Origin of the sequence: Bacillus sp. SDLI1 (assembly GCF_001553895.1) — a bacterium.
Lineage (GTDB): Bacteria > Bacillota > Bacilli > Bacillales > Bacillaceae > Bacillus > Bacillus siamensis.
Genome location: NZ_CP013950.1, coordinates 2,683,950 through 2,705,266, shown reverse-complemented (window position 1 = coordinate 2,705,266; position 21,317 = coordinate 2,683,950). Strand labels below are relative to the sequence as shown.

Annotated in this window: 20 protein-coding genes and 2 pseudogenes; 13 read left to right on the top strand and 9 right to left on the bottom strand. The window is 47.1% G+C overall.

The genetic code is table 11. The features are described 5' to 3' along the window. Positions 1-2: 2 nt before the first annotated feature. Positions 3-452 (bottom strand): poly-gamma-glutamate biosynthesis protein PgsC, encoded by a 450-nt coding sequence (gene pgsC / locus AUL54_RS13075; protein ID WP_060964113.1) that lies wholly within the window; start codon positions 450-452, stop codon positions 3-5. A 14-nt stretch (positions 453-466) separates the two neighbouring features. Beyond that, entirely contained in the window at positions 467-1,648 is a 1,182-nt protein-coding gene (pgsB, locus tag AUL54_RS13070) for a poly-gamma-glutamate synthase PgsB (RefSeq protein WP_016937732.1), read from the bottom strand. A 701-nt stretch (positions 1,649-2,349) separates the two neighbouring features. Between pgsB and AUL54_RS21350 the strand changes: the two are divergent. From AUL54_RS21350 to AUL54_RS13030, 8 genes and pseudogenes are all read left to right on the top strand, one after another. Beyond that, positions 2,350-2,587: pseudogene (locus AUL54_RS21350) on the top strand (Ger(x)C family spore germination protein); the annotation flags it as partial. Between the two features lie 92 nt (positions 2,588-2,679). Beyond that, positions 2,680-3,666, top strand: a complete 987-nt coding sequence (locus tag AUL54_RS13060; RefSeq protein WP_060964111.1) for a LacI family DNA-binding transcriptional regulator — start codon at positions 2,680-2,682, stop codon at positions 3,664-3,666. Next, entirely contained in the window at positions 3,663-4,544 is an 882-nt protein-coding gene (gene rbsK / locus AUL54_RS13055; RefSeq protein WP_060964110.1) for a ribokinase, read from the top strand. Before AUL54_RS13060 ends, rbsK begins: the two co-directional genes overlap by 4 nt. After that, complete coding sequence (rbsD, locus tag AUL54_RS13050) at positions 4,541-4,936, top strand: D-ribose pyranase (protein WP_060964109.1); 396 nt, start codon at positions 4,541-4,543, stop codon at positions 4,934-4,936. Before rbsK ends, rbsD begins: the two co-directional genes overlap by 4 nt. 16 nt (positions 4,937-4,952) lie before the next feature. Continuing rightward, positions 4,953-6,446, top strand: a complete 1,494-nt coding sequence (locus AUL54_RS13045) for a sugar ABC transporter ATP-binding protein (protein WP_060964108.1) — start codon at positions 4,953-4,955, stop codon at positions 6,444-6,446. A gap of 4 nt (positions 6,447-6,450) precedes the next feature. Further along, positions 6,451-7,407: a ribose ABC transporter permease RbsC gene (gene rbsC, locus AUL54_RS13040; RefSeq protein WP_420913149.1), complete on the top strand. Its 957-nt coding sequence runs from the start codon at positions 6,451-6,453 to the stop codon at positions 7,405-7,407. Positions 7,408-7,420: 13 nt separating this feature from the next. Further along, positions 7,421-8,338 carry a ribose ABC transporter substrate-binding protein RbsB gene (gene rbsB, locus AUL54_RS13035; RefSeq protein ID WP_060964106.1) on the top strand — a complete coding sequence of 306 codons (918 nt, stop codon included), beginning with the start codon at positions 7,421-7,423 and terminating at the stop codon, positions 8,336-8,338. Between the two features lie 60 nt (positions 8,339-8,398). Beyond that, a complete protein-coding gene (locus tag AUL54_RS13030) occupies positions 8,399-8,932 on the top strand; it encodes an SH3 domain-containing protein (protein WP_060964105.1) in 534 nt (177 codons plus the stop codon). A 137-nt stretch (positions 8,933-9,069) separates the two neighbouring features. Here AUL54_RS13030 and AUL54_RS13025 read toward each other — a convergent pair whose 3' ends face one another. The 3 genes from AUL54_RS13025 to alsS all read right to left on the bottom strand — a co-directional run bounded on the left by AUL54_RS13025 (position 9,070) and on the right by alsS (position 12,234). After that, entirely contained in the window at positions 9,070-9,594 is a 525-nt protein-coding gene (locus AUL54_RS13025; protein WP_060964104.1) for an NAD(P)H-dependent oxidoreductase, read from the bottom strand. A gap of 101 nt (positions 9,595-9,695) precedes the next feature. Further along, on the bottom strand, positions 9,696-10,463 hold the full coding sequence (gene budA / locus AUL54_RS13020) for an acetolactate decarboxylase (RefSeq protein ID WP_016937721.1): 768 nt from the start codon (positions 10,461-10,463) through the stop codon (positions 9,696-9,698). 58 nt (positions 10,464-10,521) lie between these two features. Next, complete coding sequence (alsS, locus tag AUL54_RS13015) at positions 10,522-12,234, bottom strand: acetolactate synthase AlsS (protein WP_060964103.1); 1,713 nt, start codon at positions 12,232-12,234, stop codon at positions 10,522-10,524. 156 nt (positions 12,235-12,390) lie between these two features. Between alsS and alsR the strand changes: the two genes are divergently transcribed. Both alsR and AUL54_RS13005 read left to right on the top strand, forming a co-directional pair. After that, positions 12,391-13,299 carry an acetoin biosynthesis transcriptional regulator AlsR gene (alsR, locus tag AUL54_RS13010; RefSeq protein ID WP_060964102.1) on the top strand — a complete coding sequence of 303 codons (909 nt, stop codon included), beginning with the start codon at positions 12,391-12,393 and terminating at the stop codon, positions 13,297-13,299. Positions 13,300-13,495: 196 nt separating this feature from the next. Further along, positions 13,496-14,827 (top strand): arsenic transporter, encoded by a 1,332-nt coding sequence (locus tag AUL54_RS13005; RefSeq protein WP_060964101.1) that lies wholly within the window; start codon positions 13,496-13,498, stop codon positions 14,825-14,827. 48 nt (positions 14,828-14,875) lie between these two features. Here the strand turns inward: AUL54_RS13005 and AUL54_RS13000 are convergent, their stop codons facing one another. The 3 genes from AUL54_RS13000 to AUL54_RS12990 form a co-directional block, all read right to left on the bottom strand. After that, positions 14,876-15,550 (bottom strand): hypothetical protein, encoded by a 675-nt coding sequence (locus AUL54_RS13000; protein ID WP_060965101.1) that lies wholly within the window; start codon positions 15,548-15,550, stop codon positions 14,876-14,878. Between the two features lie 41 nt (positions 15,551-15,591). Beyond that, positions 15,592-16,452 carry a hypothetical protein gene (locus AUL54_RS12995; protein WP_060964100.1) on the bottom strand — a complete coding sequence of 287 codons (861 nt, stop codon included), beginning with the start codon at positions 16,450-16,452 and terminating at the stop codon, positions 15,592-15,594. Between the two features lie 121 nt (positions 16,453-16,573). Continuing rightward, complete coding sequence (locus tag AUL54_RS12990) at positions 16,574-17,668, bottom strand: CotH kinase family protein (protein ID WP_060964099.1); 1,095 nt, start codon at positions 17,666-17,668, stop codon at positions 16,574-16,576. Positions 17,669-17,808: 140 nt separating this feature from the next. Between AUL54_RS12990 and cotG the strand changes: the two genes are divergently transcribed. From cotG to AUL54_RS12975, 3 genes and pseudogenes are all read left to right on the top strand, one after another. Then, the gene (gene cotG, locus AUL54_RS12985) at positions 17,809-18,357 is read left to right on the top strand and encodes a CotG/ExsB N-terminal domain-containing protein (RefSeq protein ID WP_060964098.1); all 549 of its coding nucleotides are present in this window, start codon (positions 17,809-17,811) and stop codon (positions 18,355-18,357) included. 172 nt (positions 18,358-18,529) lie between these two features. Then, positions 18,530-19,150: a flavin reductase family protein gene (locus AUL54_RS12980; protein WP_060964097.1), complete on the top strand. Its 621-nt coding sequence runs from the start codon at positions 18,530-18,532 to the stop codon at positions 19,148-19,150. A 154-nt stretch (positions 19,151-19,304) separates the two neighbouring features. After that, positions 19,305-19,648 (top strand): annotated as a pseudogene (locus tag AUL54_RS12975) (DUF4181 domain-containing protein). 7 nt (positions 19,649-19,655) lie between these two features. Here AUL54_RS12975 and ggt read toward each other — a convergent pair. Further along, positions 19,656-21,233, bottom strand: coding sequence for a gamma-glutamyltransferase (gene ggt / locus AUL54_RS12970; protein WP_060964096.1), 1,578 nt, complete (start codon positions 21,231-21,233; stop codon positions 19,656-19,658). Positions 21,234-21,317: the final 84 nt, after the last annotated feature.

Here is a 21,317-nt window from a genome sequence, read left to right as displayed (position 1 = left end):
CATTAGATTAAGTAGTAAGCAAACATAATGGCAAAAGTTGCGCCGCTTAAAAACAGCGTGCTGGCAAATGTAATCGTTAATCCCTGTTTCTGAATGGTATTGGCGATCAGACCCGGTACAATGATACCGATTCCGCGGAATTCTGATATCTCAAACGGTACGATCGGGTAGAGAAAATCCAGAGCGATTTTTAAGCAGATTCCCGTAATCAGCATAGCTGCGAATTTTCTGCGTCCGTATAAAATCATAAATCTTGATAAACCGTATTTGACGATCACGTATGTAAGAAGACTCACTAACAATACGAGTAAAATAAAGACCGGCTGGTTAAAAACGAGCCCTAAATAACCCGGTACGACTAACCCGGCAGGTACGATACCTGTTTTTTTCGCAAAAATTAAACTGATTAACACGCCTAAAATAAGTGAGATATATAAATCTGATCCGAACATTTATCCTTTTCCTCCTAGCTAACGAGCTGTTTCACCTTATACTCTTGGATTTTTTCAATTAATGGTTCCGCTGAACCGTGGATGTTGCCGACGCCATATATGACACGGTTTTGCATTCTTGTTTTCAGCACGTCCATGATTTCGTCTGTTGATTTATATTCGAGATCGTGCAGGGTATCGGCAGGAATCTTGCCTTCTTCATAAGCTTTGACGATCGGTTCTGTCGTCTCGCCGATGAGAATGAGTTCCTTCGTTTTAATGTACGGAAGCACGTCATTGGCAAACTGAATCGTTCTGTCCACGCGGTCGGCGCGGCAGTTCATGATGACGATCGGTTCATCTGTCGGATAGCCGATTTCCTTTACACGTTTCCATATATTCAAAGTAGAAGATGCATCATTTGCGGCAAAGCCATTTACGAAATGACCGGGCTCTTTTGTGCTGAGCAGCGGCAGAATTCTCATGGCGCCTGGATCAGGCGGCGCATTCAGCATGCCTTTAAACGCCGTTTCTTCATCTATACCAAGAGCCTGGGCAACGCCGAGCGCAAGTGAAGCGTTATCAGGAAAGACCATATATTCGAATTTCCGCAGGTATTCATCAGTAATTTTAGAGTTATCCGCAATAATGACTTCAGTATTTCGCTCTGCGGCTTTTTCTTTAAAGAAATCTGTGTATTCACTGTCTGTAATCACAAGATGGCCGTTATAAGGAATCGTCGCGGTAAAAGCTTCAGCGATTTCATCAAGCGTCGGCCCCATAACGTCCATATGGTCTTCAAGCACATTCACGATGACGCCGATGTTGGCTTGAAGGAGCTCTTCCTGAAAGATAATCTGATAATCCGGGTTTACCGCCATACATTCACTGACAATGGCATTGGCGCCCCGTTCAACGGTTTCCTTCATTACTTCTTTTTGCTCGCCGATATTCGGGCCCTGCGGTTTCCGTTTGATCGGTTTCTCCTCAGGTGTATCCCAATAGATCATCCTTGCATCTGTTCCCGTCGTTTTTCCGACTGTTTTGTAGCCCGCCTCCATCAGTATTCCGGTTGTCAGCCTCGTTACGGTTGACTTTCCGCGGATACCATTAATATTGACGCGTACTGGCAGAGCATCGATATTCTTCTGATGCCGCCTTTTTTCAATGATTCCGATGATTAGTACGGCAGCACAGGCTATAATGAGTAACCACATTGATTTTTGACATCTCCTTCTGTATTGATAAATTCATTCATCAGTATATAGCTTCACTATGAATTCTCAATCGGCATTATGTAACATAATCTTTCCGCTTTCACTGAGCCAAACTTCTCTATTAGTGACGCTATTCTTCCTATTATCGAATTGCTTTTTCTGGGAATCGGCAGGACTTAGAACTTACTTCGATTTTTTTTAGAAAAAATGAAAGCGTTTACATTTTCCTTCGTCTATTTATTTGGACTAATAGAACTATTCACGTTCTGTAAGAAAAAGATGCAATCATAATCCATCTTATCCAGCCTTTTATACCAGTGTTTTCCGCACTGCGCATACGTTCTCGGACTCTTTGTCCGCTGGATGCAGACTTCCTGTTTTGTTAAGAATAAGGTCTTAAAGTCATTCATTTTTCCCCTGTATTCTGCTGTCAGTCCCATTCCAAAATAACTATCGGGATGTCTTGTACATGACAGAAACAGACGGGTCCGGAGTGTTTACAAGAAATATACATTTTATATGCGGAAAGCCTATCTGCTTTCGTACCGTTTACAGGCCATTTCTCACTCTTTTGAAATAATTTTAATAAATCTTTAATTCGTTCAAGAAAAGTTCATCCATAATTGTGAAGTTCATGGAAAAACAGCAAGCAGCATCACGAAATTCCTCTAATTTATAAAATGCATAAAAAAGGAATGGCTACTGATCCCCGCCGGCATCTGAAAGTGAAAATTCGTTTAAAGCTGAATGCATGTGTCTTGGAATATCCGAAAGACAAGCTGAATTCCTATGCGGCTATCGCCAAAATGAACAAACAAGCCTCAGTCAATCTGAACGAGCGGAGCAAGCATCTCAATTGGGCGTGAGATCTATCCTTCCATAGAGATTGTCCCTGATATCAAAGTGAACATCTCTCAAATCAGTACCGTGAATGAATAGAGGCTCCGGCCTCTTTTTTTTTGTTGCCAAGCGAAAATATTCGTGATACTCTTTTTATGTAAACGATTACATAAATAGAGGAGGAGTGTTTGTTGGCAACGATTAAAGATGTCGCAGGCGCTGCCGGCGTCTCTGTTGCCACGGTCTCGCGTGTCCTCAATGACAACGGCTACGTGCATGAAGATACAAGAACGAAGGTCATGCTTGCCATGGAGAAGCTGAATTATTATCCGAATGAAGTTGCCCGTTCTCTTTATAAAAGAGAATCCAGACTGGTCGGACTTTTGCTTCCGGATATTACGAATCCCTTTTTCCCGCAGCTTGCCCGCGGCGCTGAAGACGAATTGCAGCGGGAGGGGTACCGGCTGATGATCGACAACAGCGATGAGGAATTGGAAAAAGAGCTCGACTATCTGCAGACATTTAAACAAAATCAAGTTGCCGGAATTTTGGCGGCCACCAATTACCCCGATCTTCCCGAATACAGCGGGAGCCTTTACCCGGTCGTATTTCTGGACCGGGCAAAAGAAGGCGCTCCTTCCGTATTCAGTGACGGCCGGGCAGGCGGAAAACGGGCGGCTGAGGAAATGCTCCGCGGCAAAAGCACAAGCATCACGCTCGTCAAAGGCCCCGGCCGCCTTCCGACCGCTCAGGAACGTTTTAACGGCGCACGTGACGTGCTGCAAAAAGCGGGCGCGCAGTTCAATGTCATCTCCGCCGCTTCATTTTCCATCAAGGATGCCGCCATTTTAGCGGAAGAATTGTTTGCCGCATTCCCGGAAACTGACGGCGTCATTGCCAGCAACGATATTGCGGCGGCGGCCGTCCTTCATGAGGCGCTGCGGCTCGGTAAAAAAGTTCCCGAGGAGATTCAGATTATCGGATACGACGATATTCCGCATAGCAGTCTCTTGTTCCCGCCTCTTTCAACCATCCGCCAGCCTGCATATGAGATGGGAAAACGAGCGGCAAGCCTGCTGCTGCAATTAATAAAGAAAGAGCCGCCAAAAGAGACGTCCATTCAAATGCCAGTCACATACATGGAAAGACAAACGACGAGAAAGGATGAGTACAAGTGAGTGAAATTTGTGTTATCGGAAGCTGTTCTATGGATCTTGTCGTCACATCCGAACGGCGTCCGAAAGCGGGAGAAACCGTACTGGGCGCAGACTTTCAAACCGTGCCCGGGGGAAAAGGCGCAAATCAGGCCGTAGCCGCTTCCCGCCTGGGAGCTGACGTATATATGGTAGGGAAAGTAGGCAGTGACAGCTACGGAAAAGCGATTATTGAAAACCTGCAGGCAAACGGTGTCAATACGGACTATATGGAAACGGTTACACACCAAAAAAGCGGAACGGCTCATATTGTGCTCGCAGAAGGAGATAACAGCATCGTCGTCGTAAAAGGCGCAAACGATGACATCTCCCCCGCTGATGCCAAAAGCGCGCTCGCGAAACTTCCCGGCATTGATATCGTGCTGATCCAGCAGGAGATCCCCGAAGAAACCGTTGAAGAAGTGTGCAGCTACTGCCGCGAGCATCAAATTCCGGTGATCCTTAATCCAGCGCCGGCCCGTCCGCTGAAACAATCAACGATTGAGGATGCCGCTTATCTTACGCCGAACGAACATGAAGCATCCATTTTATTTCCTGGCCGGACGAAAGAAGAAGCGCTAGCCCGATATCCCGGCAAACTGTTCATTACCGAAGGGAAACAAGGCGTGCGGTATGCTGACGGCACTGCAGAGAGACTCGTTCCCGCCTTCCCTGCGGAAGCGGTCGACACGACGGGAGCCGGTGATACTTTTAACGCGGCACTTGCCGTCGCACTTGCGGAAGGACAGGACATCGAACAAGCGCTTCTGTTTGCCAACCGCGCAGCCTCCCTATCCGTGCAGCATTTCGGCGCCCAGGGCGGTATGCCGGACAGAAAAGCAGTCGAGGAGTTGCTGTCATGAAGAAACACGGAATGTTAAACAGCCACATTGACAAAGTATTAGCCGATCTCGGGCATACAGACCTCATCGCGATCGCCGATGCGGGTCTCCCCGTCCCAGACGGTGTCCCTAAAATTGATTTGTCCTTAACGGCGGGCGTTCCCGCCTTTCGGGACGTGAGCAGCCTGGTGGCCGGGGAGATGGAAGTCGAAAAGGTGATAGCCGCCTCCGAAATCAAAGACGCCAATCCTGAGAATGCAAGTTTTCTAGAAAGCTATTTCTCAGAGCGGACAATCGAGTACATGCCCCACGAAGAATTCAAGCGGCTCACACAGAAAGCAAAAGCCGTCATCCGTACGGGTGAAATGACACCATACGCCAACTGCATCCTGCAGACGGGAGTGATTTTCTAGAAGGAAGGGATCCAGCATGCACATCAGCATGACAGACATTCATAAAGCATTCGGGAAAAATCAAGTGCTCTCCGGCGTCTCATTTGAGCTTCTGCCGGGAGAAATCCACGCTTTAATGGGAGAAAACGGAGCGGGCAAATCGACGTTAATGAACCTGCTCACCGGGCTGCACCGCCTCGATAAGGGAAACATTACGATAAACGGAACAAATATGACCTTCTCCAATCCAAAAGAAGCCGAAAAGCACGGAATCGCCTTTATCCATCAGGAGCTGAATATATGGCCGGACATGACGGTGCTTGAAAACCTCTTTATCGGCAAAGAGCTGACGACGGCATTCGGTGTTTTGGAAACGAAGAAAATGAAAGCGCTAGCAAAATCACAACTTGAAAAACTGGGAGTCTCTCTGCCTCTTGACCGGGAAGCCGGACAATGTTCCGTCGGCCAGCAGCAGATGATTGAGATTGCTAAAGCGCTGATGACAAACGCCGAAGTCATCATTATGGACGAACCGACCGCGGCGCTGACCGAACGGGAAATCAGCAAGCTGTTTGACGTAATGACGGCGTTAAAGCAAGACGGCGTTTCAATCGTCTATATATCGCACCGAATGGAAGAGATATTTTCAATTTGCGACCGGATCACCATTATGCGGGACGGTCTCACTGTCGATACGGCGCATTTGAAAGATACTAATTTTGATGAAGTGGTCAAAAAAATGGTCGGCCGGGAGCTGACTGATCGGTATCCGACACGCACGCCGTCACTCGGCGATAAGGTGCTCGAAGTGAAAAACGCCTCAAAAAAAGGAAGCTTTTCACAGGTCAGTTTCCATGTGCGCGCCGGAGAAATCCTTGGTGTTTCCGGCTTAATGGGTGCCGGACGGACAGAAATCATGAGAGCGCTGTTTGGAATTGACCGGCTCGATTCCGGAGAGATCTGGATTTCCGGCCGAAAAATCGGCATTCGGGGTCCGGCTGATGCCATCCGCAAGGGACTCGGCCTGATTACAGAAAACCGGAAAGATGAAGGACTGCTTCTGGATACGTCCATTCGTGAAAACATCTCATTGCCGAACCTGACCAGTTTTTCTCCGAAAGGCATCATTGACCGAAAACGCGAGGCGGAGTTCGTCGAGCTGCTGATCAAGCGGCTGACCATTAAGACCGCGTCTCCGGAAACCGCCGCGCGGCATCTATCCGGAGGAAATCAGCAGAAAGTCGTCATCGCCAAATGGATCGGAATCGGGCCAAAAGTTCTCATCCTTGATGAACCGACAAGGGGCGTCGACGTAGGCGCGAAAAGGGAGATCTATTCATTAATGAATGAGCTGACCGACCGCGGAGTCGCCATCATCATGGTTTCTTCCGAGCTGCCGGAAATTCTCGGCATGAGTGACAGAATTATCGTCGTCCATGAAGGACGCACCAATGGAGAAATCAATGCGGCCGGCGCAACACAAGAACACATCATGACACTTGCCACGGGAGGGCAGCAGAATGAAAACTGAACCAATGACTTCAATTGAACAAAAGCGTTTTTCCATTCATACCTTTACGCAAAAACTCGGTCCGTTTCTCGGCTTACTGATTCTTGTGCTGATCGTTTCCGTTTTAAACCCGAGTTTTCTTGAACCCCTCAATATTCTGAACCTTCTTCGGCAGGTTGCGATTAACGCGCTGATCGCTTTCGGAATGACGTTTGTCATTTTAACGGGAGGCATTGATCTCTCTGTCGGAGCCATCCTCGCCTTATCGAGCGCAATGATCGCCGGTATGATGGTATCAGGCATCGACCCGATCTTAGCCGTTATCATCGGCTGCGTGATCGGCGCCGTACTCGGCATGATAAACGGTTTATTAATCACAAAAGGAAAAATGGCTCCGTTTATCGCCACTTTGGCGACAATGACGGTCTTTCGCGGACTGACCCTCGTCTATACGGACGGAAATCCGATTACGGGACTCGGTACAAATGACGCGTTTCAATTATTCGGGCGCGGTTATTTTCTCGGCATCCCCGTACCCGCCATTACCATGCTGATTGCATTCGCGGCCCTATGGGTTCTTCTGCACAAAACACCGTTCGGCCGCCGGACATACGCCATCGGCGGCAATGAGAAAGCGGCGCTGATTTCCGGTATCAAAGTGCCCCGCATCAAGATCATGATCTATTCTCTGACAGGTTTATTATCGGCGCTGGCCGGAGCGATTCTGACATCACGCTTAAATTCCGCACAGCCGACGGCCGGGGAATCATACGAGCTGGACGCTATCGCAGCGGTCGTACTCGGCGGAACGAGCCTGTCCGGCGGACGGGGACGCATCATCGGTACGCTGATCGGGGTTTTGATTATCGGAACGCTGAACAACGGCTTGAACCTTCTCGGCGTATCGTCTTTTTATCAGCTCGTCGTCAAAGGAATCGTCATTTTAATTGCGGTGCTGCTGGACCGCAAAAAATCGGCATAGTAGGAGGATCATGATGAAGAAGGCCATCATCGCGATTGCGGCATTATCACTGTTTTTGCTGTCCGCCTGTTCACTTGAACCGCCCCAATGGGCAAAACCGTCAAACACCAAACATAAAAAAGAATTCACACTCGGACTTTCCGTCTCCACTTTGAACAACCCGTTCTTCGTTTCATTAAAAGACGGCGTGGTAAAAGAAGCCAAAAAACGGGGCATGAAGGTCATCATTGTCGATGCCCAAAATGATTCATCAAAACAGTCGAATGACGTAGAAGACCTGATCCAGCAGGGAGTCGATGCGCTGCTGATCAATCCGACCGATTCATCAGCGATTTCAACCGCCGTCGAATCTGCAAATTCCCTCAGCATTCCCGTCATTGCGCTTGATCGTTCAGCCGAACACGGCAAAGTCGAAACGCTTGTCGCTTCTGACAATGTCAAAGGAGGAGAAATGGCGGCCGGCTACCTCGCTGATCAGCTCGGAAAAGGCGCCAAAGTCGCGGAATTGCAGGGAGTTCCGGGCGCATCCGCGACCCGGGAACGCGGTACGGGCTTTCATCATATCGCCGACAAAAAGCTGAATGTCGTAACAAAGCAAGCGGCCGATTTTGACCGTACAAAAGGATTGACCGTCATGGAAAACCTGCTCCAGGGCCACCCTGACATCAAAGCCGTGTTCGCCCATAATGATGAAATGGCGCTCGGTGCGCTCGAGGCGATCAACAGCTCGGGCAAACACATTCTGGTTGTCGGTTTTGACGGAAATAAGGATGCGATTTCCTCCATTAAAAACGGGAAGCTGACAGCCACGGTCGCCCAGCAGCCGGAGCTGATCGGAAAACTGGCGGCGGAAGCGGCGGAACAAGTGCTGAAAGGAGAAAAAATCAAAAAAACCATTTCCGCCCCATTGAAACTTCAAACGCAAAAGTAACCGTCCGATGTTTAGATTTCCGGAAAAACGTGAAAAGAAGATGTAAAAGGAGAGATAGAGATGAAGAAAACAGCCAAAGCGGCATCCATCCTGACCCTTGCAGCGGGAATATCAGCGGCTTCAGCTTTCGGAATAACGCCTCTTCCCAAGACACACGCGCAAGAAGCGGGCAAGATTGACGATCTGTACAGCTATCCGCTTGACTCTTATCTCGTTTCCGCGGAAGCATTGAACGTCAGAACAAAAGCATCGGCTGTCAGCTCGAAAGCAGATGTCCTTCATTTAGGCGACAGCTTAAAAATCGTTTCATTCCAGAACGCTGACTGGGCAAAAGTTCATTATAAAAACGGAAAAACAGGATTTGTATCTACTCATTATATTGTTAAAGCAGCAACAACCGTAAAAACGACCGCAAAAACTAAAGTATATACAGAAAACCGAGCAGTCAAAGCTTCCCTTGCTAAAAATACGAGCGTTTCTTTCTTAGGATGGAAAAAAACTGCCGGCGGCGGCATTGACTTCGGCTGGGCGCTTGTCGATTACGGCGGCGCAACTGGATACATCAGCACAAAAGATCTGCAAAAACTGACATAATTTCAAAAACGGATTATGCACATTCACCGCGAAATCCGTTTTTTTCTTTCTGACAGTCAAAATTGTCGGGAATTCGAAATATTTCTCAGGAAATATTGTCACATAAAGACGAATGCATACTGCATCCGCTGATCATTTTAAAATGATTTCTTTATGTAATCCGCCAGGCTTCTCGCATTGTCACGAATATTCGCCGCACCCGCCCCATTTACACCGTACAGCGTGAAAGCCGGCAAATAGGTCATACCCGTAAAATTAGCCATTGCCTGAAACGGCCTTAAAAGCTCGCTCAATGTAAAGTGGTTGGAACCGCCTGCCTGGTATGCATCCTCGCCGGCACCTACGGAAACAGCCAGCAGTAATTCTTTGCCGTGCAGCGCCTTGCCTTTAGAGCCGTAAGCCCAGCCGTACGACAGCACATGATCCATCCATGTTTTTAAAAGCGGAGGCGCACTGTACCAGTACAGCGGAAATTGAAATACGATCCGGTCATACTGTTCACACAGCTGGCGTTCCTTTTCCGCATTGATTTTCCCGTCCGGATATTCTTTATAAAGCTCACGGACCGTAATGTCATCGTGATTTTTTAATTCTTCTGTCCACGCCTTATTGACCACTGAGTTTTCCATGTCAGGGTGAACCGCCAATACCAAAACTTTCACAGCTACCACACCTTTCCCTTTTGACTGTATTTTACCTAATCATTTCCGATTCAGCCAAATAAAAAGAAAGCCCGGGAGAAAAACGGGCTTTCTTTTTTCATTTATTCAGGGCTTCCTTCGGTTGTTTCAATATCCTTCGCGAAATTCGGATTATCTAAATTCGCGTTGAAAAAGTCCGCCGTATTCGGAAGCTTGAGATTCATGTTCATTTTTTGAGAAATGGTCACTTTGCAATCTTTAATGATATAGTCAAACACATGTCCGCCGGAATTGCGGCCTTCATCAATGAAGTGCAGGTGATACCCGGAAACAGCGATGCCGTTTGCGTAACCCGGCGTCCAGAAGCCGGCGATCGTTCCCTGAATGTCGTCAAAGTTGAACACAGGCTGTGTTTTCACCGCTTCGATCATCGGAACGTACGGTTTCTCCTGACGTTCTACCGTTCTCGTCTGCACCTTTTTAAATACACCGTCTAAACGGATCGCATAAAATAAGTTTTTACTAGGCAGAAGGCTGGCCATTTCCTGCTCGAATTCTTCACGAGTCATTTCGCCGTCGATCGTATGCGTCATATCCGGTGTGAAAAATGTGAATGAACAGAATGGTGACAGGTCTCCGCCTTTCACAGGCGTAGCCGTTCCATCGCCGCGCAGACGGTAAAATTGTCCGTCAAATCCGATTAATTCGCCGTCCAGTTTGTTGAAAGTGCCGATTCCGAAATCACCGAACTTCGGAATGTCAGCCATATCAAAATCTCCGTCATATACTCCGTCCAGCAGAGATGTCATTGTTGATACTTGATAGATCTGATCCTCAGGTGAGCCTTTTTCTCCGCGGCTCATCACTTGGATGTCATTTGCATTTTTCATTCTCTTCACTCCTTTTAAATTAGGCTGTTTTAGAAAACAGGTCATGGTGCGCAGAGTGCTAGAGAGCTTTTGCTTTCATTCTTTCTTTGAATTGCTTCGGAAGCATGTCACTTGATAAATGAACGTTGTCACTGTAATCGACAGGAATGTCGATGATGACAGGGCCTTCTGTGTTCAAGCCTTTTTGCAGCACGTCTGCCAGCTGTTCCGGTGACTCGACACGCAAGCCGGTGGCGCCGAAGCTTTCTGCATATTTTACGATGTCAATGTTTCCGAAATCTACGCATGATGTACGGTTATATTTTTTCATTTGCTGGAATGCGACCATATCATATGTGCTGTCATTCCATACAAGGTGAACGATCGGCGCTTTTAAGCGGACTGCCGTTTCCAGTTCCATTGCGGAGAACAGGAATCCTCCGTCTCCTGAAACGGATACGACTTTTTCACCCGGATTCACCAATGTGGCGGCAATCGCCCAAGGAAGCGCTACGCCCAATGTCTGCATGCCGTTGCTGATCATCAGCTTCAACGGCTCATAAGCGCGGAAGTAGCGGGACATCCAGATCGCGTGAGAACCGATATCGCAAGTGACGGTTACGTCGTCATCAATTGCATTGCGCAGTTCTTGGACGATTTGCAGAGGATGCGCTCTGTCGGATTTATGATCGCTTGGCGCCTTCTCGCTGTCTGATAGCATTTGTTTTAATTCGCTCAGCACTTCTTGTTCACGGCTGCCCATTTCAAATGTCACAGCGTCGTGTTCAATTTGTTTAACCGTAGCGGCGATATCACCTAATAATTCTAATTCCGGCTGATACGCATGATCGATATCGGCCTGAATTTCATCAAGATGGATAATAGCACGGTCGCCGTTTACGTTCCAGAACTTCGGATCGTATTCAATCGGATCATAACCGATCGTTAATACGACATCCGCCTGTTCAAGCAGAAGATCGCCCGGCTGGTTGCGGAACAGTCCGATCCGGCCGAAATATTGGTCCTCAAGCTCTCTGGACAATGTGCCGGCCCCTTGGTACGTTTCTACGAAAGGCAGTTTTGTTTTGGCAAGCAGCTTGCGGATTTGTTTTACCGCCTCCGGTCTTCCGCCTTTCATGCCGACTAACAGAACGGGAAGTTTCGCCGTCTGGATTTTCGCGATAGCCGCGCTGACCGCTTCTTCCGGTGCAGGGCCTTGTTTCGGCGCCGGCACGCTGCGTACGTTTTTAACGTTTGTGACTTCATTCACAACATCCTGCGGAAAGCTCACAAAAGCCGCGCCTGCCTGACCTGCTGACGCTGCCCTGAAGGCGTTTGTTACCGCTTCTGGTATATTCCCTGTTTCCTGTACTTCTACACTGTATTTTGTGATCGGCTGAAATAGTGCCGCATTGTCTAATGATTGGTGTGTCCGTTTTAACCGGTCCGCGCGAATCACGTTTCCCGCCAGTGCCACTACCGGATCACCTTCTGTATTAGCCGTTAACAAGCCGGTCGCTAAGTTGGATGCCCCCGGGCCTGAAGTAACGAGACAAACGCCAGGTTTTCCTGTCAGTCTTCCGACAGCCGCTGCCATAAACGCAGCGTTCTGTTCGTGACGGCATAAAACCAGTTCAGGTCCTTTATCTTTTAACGCATCAAATACTGCATCAATTTTTGCACCCGGAATGCCAAAAACATGTGTGACACCTTGCTCCACTAAGCAATCAACAACAAGCTCCGCCCCGCGATTTTTTCCAGAGGTTTTCAGTTCATTTGTTGCTTTTGCCAACACCCTCACTCCTTATTATGCATATTAAATATAAAATTTTAAGTAATTTGTGATATTATTCACTATACACCCTTTGGAAATTGACCTCCAATATCAATTCGCCGTATGATTAATATGTTTCACGAATAATTAACAAAGGGAAAGGAATGGATAAGGATGGAGCTTCGCCATCTTCAATACTTTATTGCCGTCGCTGAAGAACTTCATTTCGGCAAAGCCGCGCTTCGGTTAAATATGACACAGCCGCCTCTCAGCCAGCAGATCAAACAGCTTGAGAAAGAAGTCGGCGTGACTTTATTAAAGCGTACGAAACGGGTTGTAGAGCTTTCAGCTGCCGGAGAAAGTTTTTTGAAACACAGCAGAAACGCGATCGAACAAATAGACAAAGCGATTGAAATGGCGCAGAGGACGGCGCGGGGAGAGCTCGGACGGCTTGTCGTCGGTTTTGTCGGCTCAGCCACATATGAATTTCTGCCGCCGATCATTCGGGAATTCCGCGAAAAATTCCCCTCCGTCAAGCTTGATCTGCGTGAAATTTCTTCTTTCAGACAGCAGGAAGAGCTTCTGAAGGGCAACATTGATATCGGCATCCTTCATCCGCCTTTACAGCATTCGGCTTTACATATGGAAAAGGTGCAGAGCAGTCCTTGCATTCTGGCCTTGCCGAAGCAGCACCCGCTTACCGCCAAAGAGACAATCGACATTGAGGATTTAGAAAATGAACCGATTATCACACTGGCGAAAGAAACATGGCCGACTTTATATCTGGAATTTGTAAACTATTGCGAGCAGGCGGGCTTTAAACCGAAAATTGTTCAGGAAGCGACGGAGTATCAAATGGTGATCGGATTGGTAAGCGCCGGAATCGGTGTAACCTTCGTGCCTTCTTCAGCTAAAAAGCTGTTTAATCTCGAAGTCGCCTATCGCGACATCAATCAGGTTCAGCTTACCGCCGATTGGGTCATCGCCTATCGCAAGGACAACCAAAACCCGATCCTGAAACATTTCTTGGAGATTATCAATAAACGCCAGGCTTTATTGCAGGCGGATAAGGAAAAAGTATAAAAAAGAGGACGCCGAGAAGCAGCCTCTTTTTTTTGTGCTTTTATGGAATTTTACTAAATTAGTAGAAACGCTCAGTACACCTTTCGGCCTGTACTCGTATACATACAGTACAACTGATCAGGAGGGATAAAAATAACGGGGCGGCAATGACCCATCCAAAAAGGAGGCAGAACACATTACACATATTAGCGTCATATTGACCCTGATTTCTTTCTTTGTGACCATTATTTTTATTTTTTGGAGACCCCGGGGATTAAATGAAGCCGTTCCGGCATCGCTGGGCGCCATTTTCGTTTTGTTATGCGGAACCGTTTCCTTTCATGATTTGGGAGATATAGGGTCTAAAGTCACCGGAGCATCGATCACCATTATTTCCACAATGATTATGGCGATCGCGCTCGAAAGCTTCGGTTTTTTTAATTGGGCGGCAGCCAAGCTGCTCCATCGCGCCAGAGGATCAGGCATCCGGCTGTTTTGGCTGACCAACCTGCTTTGTTTTTCAATGACGCTCTTTCTGAATAATGACGGCAGCGTCTTAATCACCACTCCTATTTTACTGTTGGTATTAAAGTATCTCGGACTTAAAAAACATCATAAAACGCCCTATTTAATCAGCGGCGTCTTAATCGCGACGGCAGCAAGCACTCCTATCGGCGTCAGTAATATCGTCAATTTAATTTCTCTCAAAATGATAGGCATGGACCTTTATTTGTACACCAATATGATGTTTATCCCCGGCACGCTGGGGCTCGTGTTTATGGCCTTTCTGCTGTTTGCTGTTTTTTACCGCCGCTTGCCGAAACAGCTCCCCGATATTCCGGTTCATTTTGATTCACTGGAACATAAAAGATATCATCCGCTCCTGCCTCCGCCAGATCAGGCCCAAAACAGCCGTACGAAAATCATGTTTTGTGTTTTGGCGTTTGTATTGTTAGTGCGGGTCAGTCTGTTTGCCGCTTCATACAGCGGCATATCCGTTTCACTTGTGGCAGTCATCAGTTCAGTCATCCTGCTTGCCTGGAGATGGTTTCATTTGAAAATCAGTCCGGCAGACTTATTAAGGAAAGCGCCCTGGCATATCTTTGTTTTTGCCTTCACGATGTACATTATCATCTACGGACTGCATAATATCGGACTGACCGCATTGCTTGTTCAGTATATTGAGCCTTATGTCTCACAAAGCATTGCCCACGCGGCATCTATTATGGGTATTGCTACATCCGTCCTCTCTAATTTGTTTAATAACCATCCTGCCCTAATGATCAGCACCTTGACATTAACTGAAATGTCAATTGACCCATTAACCGTAAAAATCATTTATTTGGCTAATATTATCGGCAGTGATATCGGATCATTGCTTCTGCCGATCGGGACATTAGCCACACTGATCTGGATGCATATCATCAGACAGCACGGCGAAAAAGTCTCTTGGTCAGAATATATCAAAACGACCATTGTCGTTGTCCCTCTCACCGTTGTGTTTACCATTACCGTTTTATATGTTTGGATCAGCTGGATATATCTTTAGCACCGATGAAAAAAACTGCCTGCTGTATAAGAGAGGCAGTTTTATCATTTATGGGAGGTGCATGGTTTTTAAATGATTCAATTTCCAAAAGACCGTATCTCCGTCCGCATTGGTCAATTCAAGAATGTTATCTGAGACGTCCTGTAACAGCCCCACTTTATTCGGTATATCTCCTAAATCCAAAATAATCAATTTGCCGGTATATTTTTTTAATTGCTCCTCAAAATTCCGGACAAGGGGCACACTAGCGGGAACGACCGGCAGTTCTGAGCTGTTTAATGTATACGGCGTCTGCTCATCGGAATATGGTGTCAGCCATTTTAAATGATGCATTGAGATGAAAAGCGTCTTATAAACCGGAGAGAAGAAAACAAAATAATCGTTTAAAACACTTGTTACATACCCATGAATGGACCGGTCTCCCGTAACGAATATTTCTGTAAATCTGCCTTTTATATGCTGGAGGGTATTCCGGTAAGAAAATGAATGTTCCTGTTTTTCAGGATGCGGACTTTCTTCTCTTGTGTACGGCCCTTTATTCTCATCATCCGGCACAGTTAAAGTCATCCGCTGCAGATGCAGCAGCGGGATATAAAGAAAGGTCCGGCCGTCATGGATCACAATGATATCATGACCGATATCCAAAAGAGTTCCTGAAAATGTTGTATTTCCCGATATCTCAATATCGACTTGTTTATCCAGAAATCTGCTTAACCCAGCCAATTCATCCTCCCCTCCCCCTCGTTTTCGGACAATCTTTCCGGTCATTTACGGCCGTGTTTCCACCGGTAATCTATTGTTCTTAATACAGTGGCGTAACTATAAGATTCATCTTTTTCCTGTTTTGAGGATCGTACGGACTTTGATGATCTTTTCGATTTTTTAGAGGAAGTCTGCTGCTCTTCATGTGATTCTTCTTCAGCGCACTCTTTCTCATCTTTATTCTCGTCTTTTTTGGCCGCTCCTTTTGCCCCTGCGCTGATGCTCTTGATATGAAAAGGGTAGATCCGCAGCACTTCTTTATCTTTCACAAGAGTATAGTGGCCGTCAGAATTATCCACAAGTATCCCTTCAACGGCTTCAGGACCCCCGCGATTGATTGAAACCCATTTGTGGATCAGGCGTTTAAATATGCCGTGAAAATCATCAGCCATTTCAAATTCCGGGCGCTCCTCCTCTTGGCCGTCCTCTTCTTGTTCGGCGCTGATGCTTTTGACATGGTCGGCGTTAAAATAGACGATTCCGTCATCTTCTGTTTCCAGCACGAGAAAATCATCCCCTGTTTCGTGAAGCTTTCCTCTTTTCGATTCCGGACCTCCCTGATTCAATTGCACCGTGCGATTGGTCATCCTGCTGATCAAGTCTTGAAAATCATCAGCTTTCTCGCATTCTGCCGGCTCAACCGGCGATAAGGTCTCACTCGTATTTTCCGTTACGCTTTTCACGTGCTTCCATTGATAGTAAACGATTTTATTATCAACCTGAAGAGCGATATAATCCGATTGAATGTCTGCCAATCTTCCTGTCTTGGACTCCGGGCCTCCCCGATAGACTGTAATCACTTTTCCTTCCATCGCATGCAGAAAGTTGTCATCAGACCGATGCCGATTCGTATTGCGTTTCATCTATTGTCCTCCTAGTCATATTTCTCATTAATTTCAAACATAATGCATATATACGTATCCCGATTCTTTTCGGGAACTGGTTCACCAGCCTATTTGTAAAAAATCTTTCTTCCTTCCCAAATCAGATATTCCACTGCTCTAACTCGCTGCTGATGAAAGCAGACCGTTCCTTAATGTACTCGCAAATCACATCAGGCTCCCGATCAAAGCGTTCAAGCTCATCTTTTTTATAAGGATCCTTCGCGACATGCGGCCTGATTTGCTCATACAGCGACATGACCTTCGGCTTCATATGTTCAATGGTAAACCGGGTCTGAAGCGTCTCTTTCAAAAGCTGTTTGTACGCTTTGCGGAAATACGGTTCATCCAGAAGTCTTGCAGTCAAGGTATTAAATCCTTGTATTCTGACATAATCAGCATCCATCCGGTCACCGTGAATATCTCTTCCCCACGTCGCATCGTAATCCCACGGAATGACTTCAAAAAGTCCCGTTTCATGGCTGCGGTACAAGGCGTAATTATGAACAAACCCATCGTAGTTTGAGGTAAACACGATGCCCGCAAGCCACCGCAAATACTTATCCGCGTCCAAGTGTTTGACAATCTCCCTCTTGAACTCTGACTTCGGCACGGTATTAATTTTATAAATCATATCCTGCAGATAAAAATCGTCTTCTTTCGTTCCCGTTTTCTTTTCATAGCCAAGTTCGAGCGATGTTTTCGTGTCCCGCTCCAAATCACTGACGAGGGAGAAATTTGCATCATCATCCACCGCGTAAAAAACAGCGCCGTCAGCCAGGTTCCGTTTCGCCAGAAAATATTCATCCACTGACTCCAGCTCAAGGTACACACCCTCATATTTGCCGTTGATCTGCAAGGATACGAAATTCGCCTTTGGTGACAGCGTTCCAAGCTCCGCGAAGAAATCGAGAGACAGCTTATTCCGCATCATCGACGGATCTTTGTACTCGGCGTTTAAATGTATTTCTTTAGCCCTGCGAAATGTTTTCGGCGAATAAAAAGTGACGTGATACGATTTTTTCTTAAAGTCTCTTATATGAGAGCCGCGGTACGCCAGATCAATGTCAAGCCGTTTTTGATTCACTCTCAGCACCGCGGGCACCGGATCATCATCCCAAATGTCTTTTTTCAGCTCCAACAAGTCCTTCGGGTGAATAAACAGCTGGTATAAAGGCAATGCTGATTGGTCTTTCACCTGAAAACCTCCTTGTATTAATTTAGGCTGTGCTTTTTCGATAAAACTCAGCGGAACACACATACACTTTTTTTATCCATGCGTACTATGTGGTAGTAAGGATCGCATCCTTAAAACATATATCAAGAGGAGGTTTCAAAATGGGCCACTATTCCCATTCTGATATCGAAGAAGCAGTAAAGTCCGCAAGCACCGAGGGATTAAAAGATTATTTGTACCAAGAACCAAAGAGCAGTAAGAAAAGAAAGTCCCGCAAAAATAAAAAATCTCGCAGCCACAAGAAATCACGTTCTCACAAAAAATCCCGCAGCCATAAAAAATCATGCCGCTCTCACAAAAAATCTCGCAGCCATAAAAAATCACGTTCTCACAAAAAATCCCGCAGCCATAAAAAATCACGTTCTCACAAAAAATCACGCAGCCATAAAAAATCACGTTCTCACAAAAAATCACGCAGCCGTAAAAAATCGTGCCGTTCTCACAAAAAATCACGCAGCCGTAAAAAATCACGTTCTCACAAAAAATCACGCAGTCAGAAAAAATCGTGCCGCCGCAAGAAAAAACGCACTCAGAAAAAACCTTACCGTTCTCATAAAAAACAAAGCCATAAAAAAGACGATTACTGCACCAAAACAGAGTACTGGAAAGATGGAAATGTCTGGGTTGTAAAGAAAAACTATAAGAAGTAATCCCCCAACAACCTAATATCACTTGTAAATAGGCTGCCGGCTAAACGGAAGCCTTTTTCCTCAAACAGATATATGCCACGAAATAAGATATGCATCCGGGTTTCTTTTGTTGTGCTTCCGAATTTTCTTTCGGTATAATCAGGTCATACGAAAAAGAAAGGCGGCTGACATGATGCATATCTTACGAGCAGACGAATTGAACGCGAAAGATACCTACAAATTGCTTTCGGGCACAGTAGTTCCCCGGCCGATTGCATTTGTCACTACGCGTTCATCTATCAACGGCGCCGTAAACGCGGCGCCCTTCAGTTTTTATAACGTTGTCTCCGCAGATCCGCCGCTTCTTGCCATTTCTGTAAACCGCGCGGAGGGACAGCAGAAAGACACTGCGAGAAACATAATCGCTCATCAGGAATTCGTCGTGCATGTCAGTGATGAGTCCATCATTGAAGACATTAACAAAACGGCGGCAAGGCTTGGCCCTGATGTCAGTGAGCTTGACATGACAGACCTTTCCGTGACAGACAGCGCCTGCATCAGCGTTCCCGGTATAAAAGAAGCGAAGGTCAGGTTTGAATGTATACTCGAACGCCACCTTCCGTTCCAAAATGACGGCGGGGAAACGACGACAGATCTCATCATCGGCAGAGTCGTTTGTTTTCATTTGAATGATCAAGTATATGATGCCGATAAGGGCTACATACGGACCGATGAACTGCAGCCTGCGGCGAGGCTCGCGGGGAATGAATACGCCAGACTCGGGAAGACATTTACACTTGTCCGCCCGATCTGAAACAGGAGACAATATAATAGAAGAAACTAGTCAAAAAGACCCCTTTTAAAAGGGGTCTTTTTTATCTGTTGACCGTTTAACTCAGTCTAATGTCTTATAGAATATTGAAACTTACAAGGTCCTAAACGAATGACAAGTGTTTAGGGGGCAGACGATGGATTTCATTCAGTTACTGATTTTTCAGCCGTATTTATTTTGCTCAGCCTTATGTTTCACGTATTTGCCGTCAAAGTTCTCCATTTGCCAAAGCCTGTTAAAAAGCAGAAGCCGATAAACGGCACACATCGATTAATCGAAATCACACTGCTTATTTCAGGCATCGCAGCGGTGTCATTATTCGATGAAATGTACGTATTTGCGGGAGTTGTTTCCATGCTTTTTTGCTGCAGCGGCTTAATGGAGCGGCGGCACCGACGGGAGAAAAAGCAATATGTGTACGATTCGTTTTACGCGGGTTTATCTGCCGCACTTGGCGTGCTTATTTTTTTCATCAGTTAGCGTAGCTCTATACTCCTGCGGCCGCTCCGTCGCCGCGCGGGTCGGCACCGCCTTGGAGAAAACCTTCGTCATCAATGACGATCGCTGCCGCGTGTCCCATGATCCGGTCAAAATTGCTAACCGTCTCGACGCGGTGGCCGCTTCGCTTTAATGCTTCTCTCGTTTCACGGCTGATCCGGCTTTCGACCCTCAGCCCTTCATACGCCTCTCCCCATGTCCGTCCCCACACCCAGCGCGGCTCACTGACCGCCTGCTGCGGGTCCATGTTGTAATCAATGATGCGTGTAATCAGCGCCGTCTGAGTTTGCGGCTGGCCTTCTCCTCCCTGGGTGCCGTACAGGATGTGCGGCTTCCCTTCTTTACAGGCCATCGCCGGCATGAGGGTGTGGAAGGTCCGTTTGCCGGGTTCGAGCGTATTGACATGAGATTCATCCAGCGAAAAAAATGACCCGCGATTTTGCAGCAGAATGCCCGTCTCCCCCGCCGTAACGGCTGACCCGAACTCAAAATAAAGGCTCTGTATAAAGGAAACGGCATTTCCTTCCGCATCTCTGACGGCGGCATAAGCAGTGTCGCTTCCGACCGGACGGCTTAGCGCCGGCGCAGCCGTGTAACCGATTTCTTCCGCCAGCTGCTTTGCATACTGTTTATCCAGTAACCGATCCAGCGGAATATGAGAAAACGCCGGATCAGTCAGCACTTCATTCCGATGCTGAAAACTCTTTTTCAGCGCCTCGATCAGCAGATGATAATATTCAAACGAGCCGTGTTCGATCTTAGAAAAATCATAGTTTTCCAATATATTAAGCGTCATTAAGCCTGTAAACCCCTGTGAATTCGGGGGAGCCTGATAGATGCGGTACCCGCGGTAATCAGAGGATACCGGGTCCGACCACTCGCCGCGATGGGCTTTAAAGTCTTCAAGCGTCAAACGGCCGCCGTTGTTTTGCAGAAATGATATGATGCTTTGGGCGATATCCCCTTCGTAAAAAGCGCTCCTGCCTTTTTCGGCAAGCTGCTCCAAGCTGGCCGCCAGATCCTTTTGGACAAACCGCTCGCCGGGCAGGGGCGCTTTTTTGTTTCTCGTAAAAATGGCTGAGGTATAAGGTGTTGAGGCTAAAAGAGCGAGATTTCGTTCTGTGTGGGCGTACTGGTCGGCGGACACCGGGAATCCGTCTGCCGCATAATCAAGGGCGGGCTTCAGCACCTCAGCGAGCGAAAGACGCCCGTACGCCGAAAGCACGGCATCCCAGCTGTCCGCCATTCCCGGAACGGTAATGGCGCTTTCTGTACCGCGCATCGGTATCGCTTCTCTGCCTCGATACAAGTCTCTCGTCACATGTTTTCCTGAGCGGCCGCTCCCGTTGTAAGCTTTGATTCGGCCCGTTTCTTGATGGTAAGTAAGCCAAAATGAATCTCCGCCAAGCCCCGTCATATGCGGATACACGACTGCCAGGCAGGCGCTGACCGCCACCGCTGCATCAAACGCGTTTCCGCCCTTTTCAAGAATGCCGGCCCCCGCCTGGGAAGCAAGATAATGCGGACTGACGACCATTTGTTTCGTTCCGATGGTAGAAGTATTCATGGCAAGCCCCTTTACAAATTTTCTCAAGTATAAAAAGCGGCACCGACGGCATCCACTTTTCTGAGAGAAAATCTCACACACTAT

Coding starts and splice junctions, on each gene's coding strand:
- AUL54_RS12995 (WP_060964100.1), bottom strand. CDS start 16,452: ATGAAACGCAATACGAATCGGCATCGGTCTGATGACAACTTTCTGCAT.
- pgsB (WP_016937732.1), bottom strand. CDS start 1,648: ATGTGGTTACTCATTATAGCCTGTGCTGCCGTACTAATCATCGGAATC.
- rbsB (WP_060964106.1), top strand. CDS start 7,421: ATGAAGAAGGCCATCATCGCGATTGCGGCATTATCACTGTTTTTGCTG.
- AUL54_RS13045 (WP_060964108.1), top strand. CDS start 4,953: ATGCACATCAGCATGACAGACATTCATAAAGCATTCGGGAAAAATCAA.
- rbsD (WP_060964109.1), top strand. CDS start 4,541: ATGAAGAAACACGGAATGTTAAACAGCCACATTGACAAAGTATTAGCC.
- alsR (WP_060964102.1), top strand. CDS start 12,391: ATGGAGCTTCGCCATCTTCAATACTTTATTGCCGTCGCTGAAGAACTT.
- AUL54_RS13030 (WP_060964105.1), top strand. CDS start 8,399: ATGAAGAAAACAGCCAAAGCGGCATCCATCCTGACCCTTGCAGCGGGA.
- rbsC (WP_420913149.1), top strand. CDS start 6,451: ATGACTTCAATTGAACAAAAGCGTTTTTCCATTCATACCTTTACGCAA.
- AUL54_RS12980 (WP_060964097.1), top strand. CDS start 18,530: ATGCATATCTTACGAGCAGACGAATTGAACGCGAAAGATACCTACAAA.
- pgsC (WP_060964113.1), bottom strand. CDS start 452: ATGTTCGGATCAGATTTATATATCTCACTTATTTTAGGCGTGTTAATC.
- budA (WP_016937721.1), bottom strand. CDS start 10,463: ATGAAAAATGCAAATGACATCCAAGTGATGAGCCGCGGAGAAAAAGGC.
- ggt (WP_060964096.1), bottom strand. CDS start 21,233: ATGAATACTTCTACCATCGGAACGAAACAAATGGTCGTCAGTCCGCAT.
- cotG (WP_060964098.1), top strand. CDS start 17,809: ATGGGCCACTATTCCCATTCTGATATCGAAGAAGCAGTAAAGTCCGCA.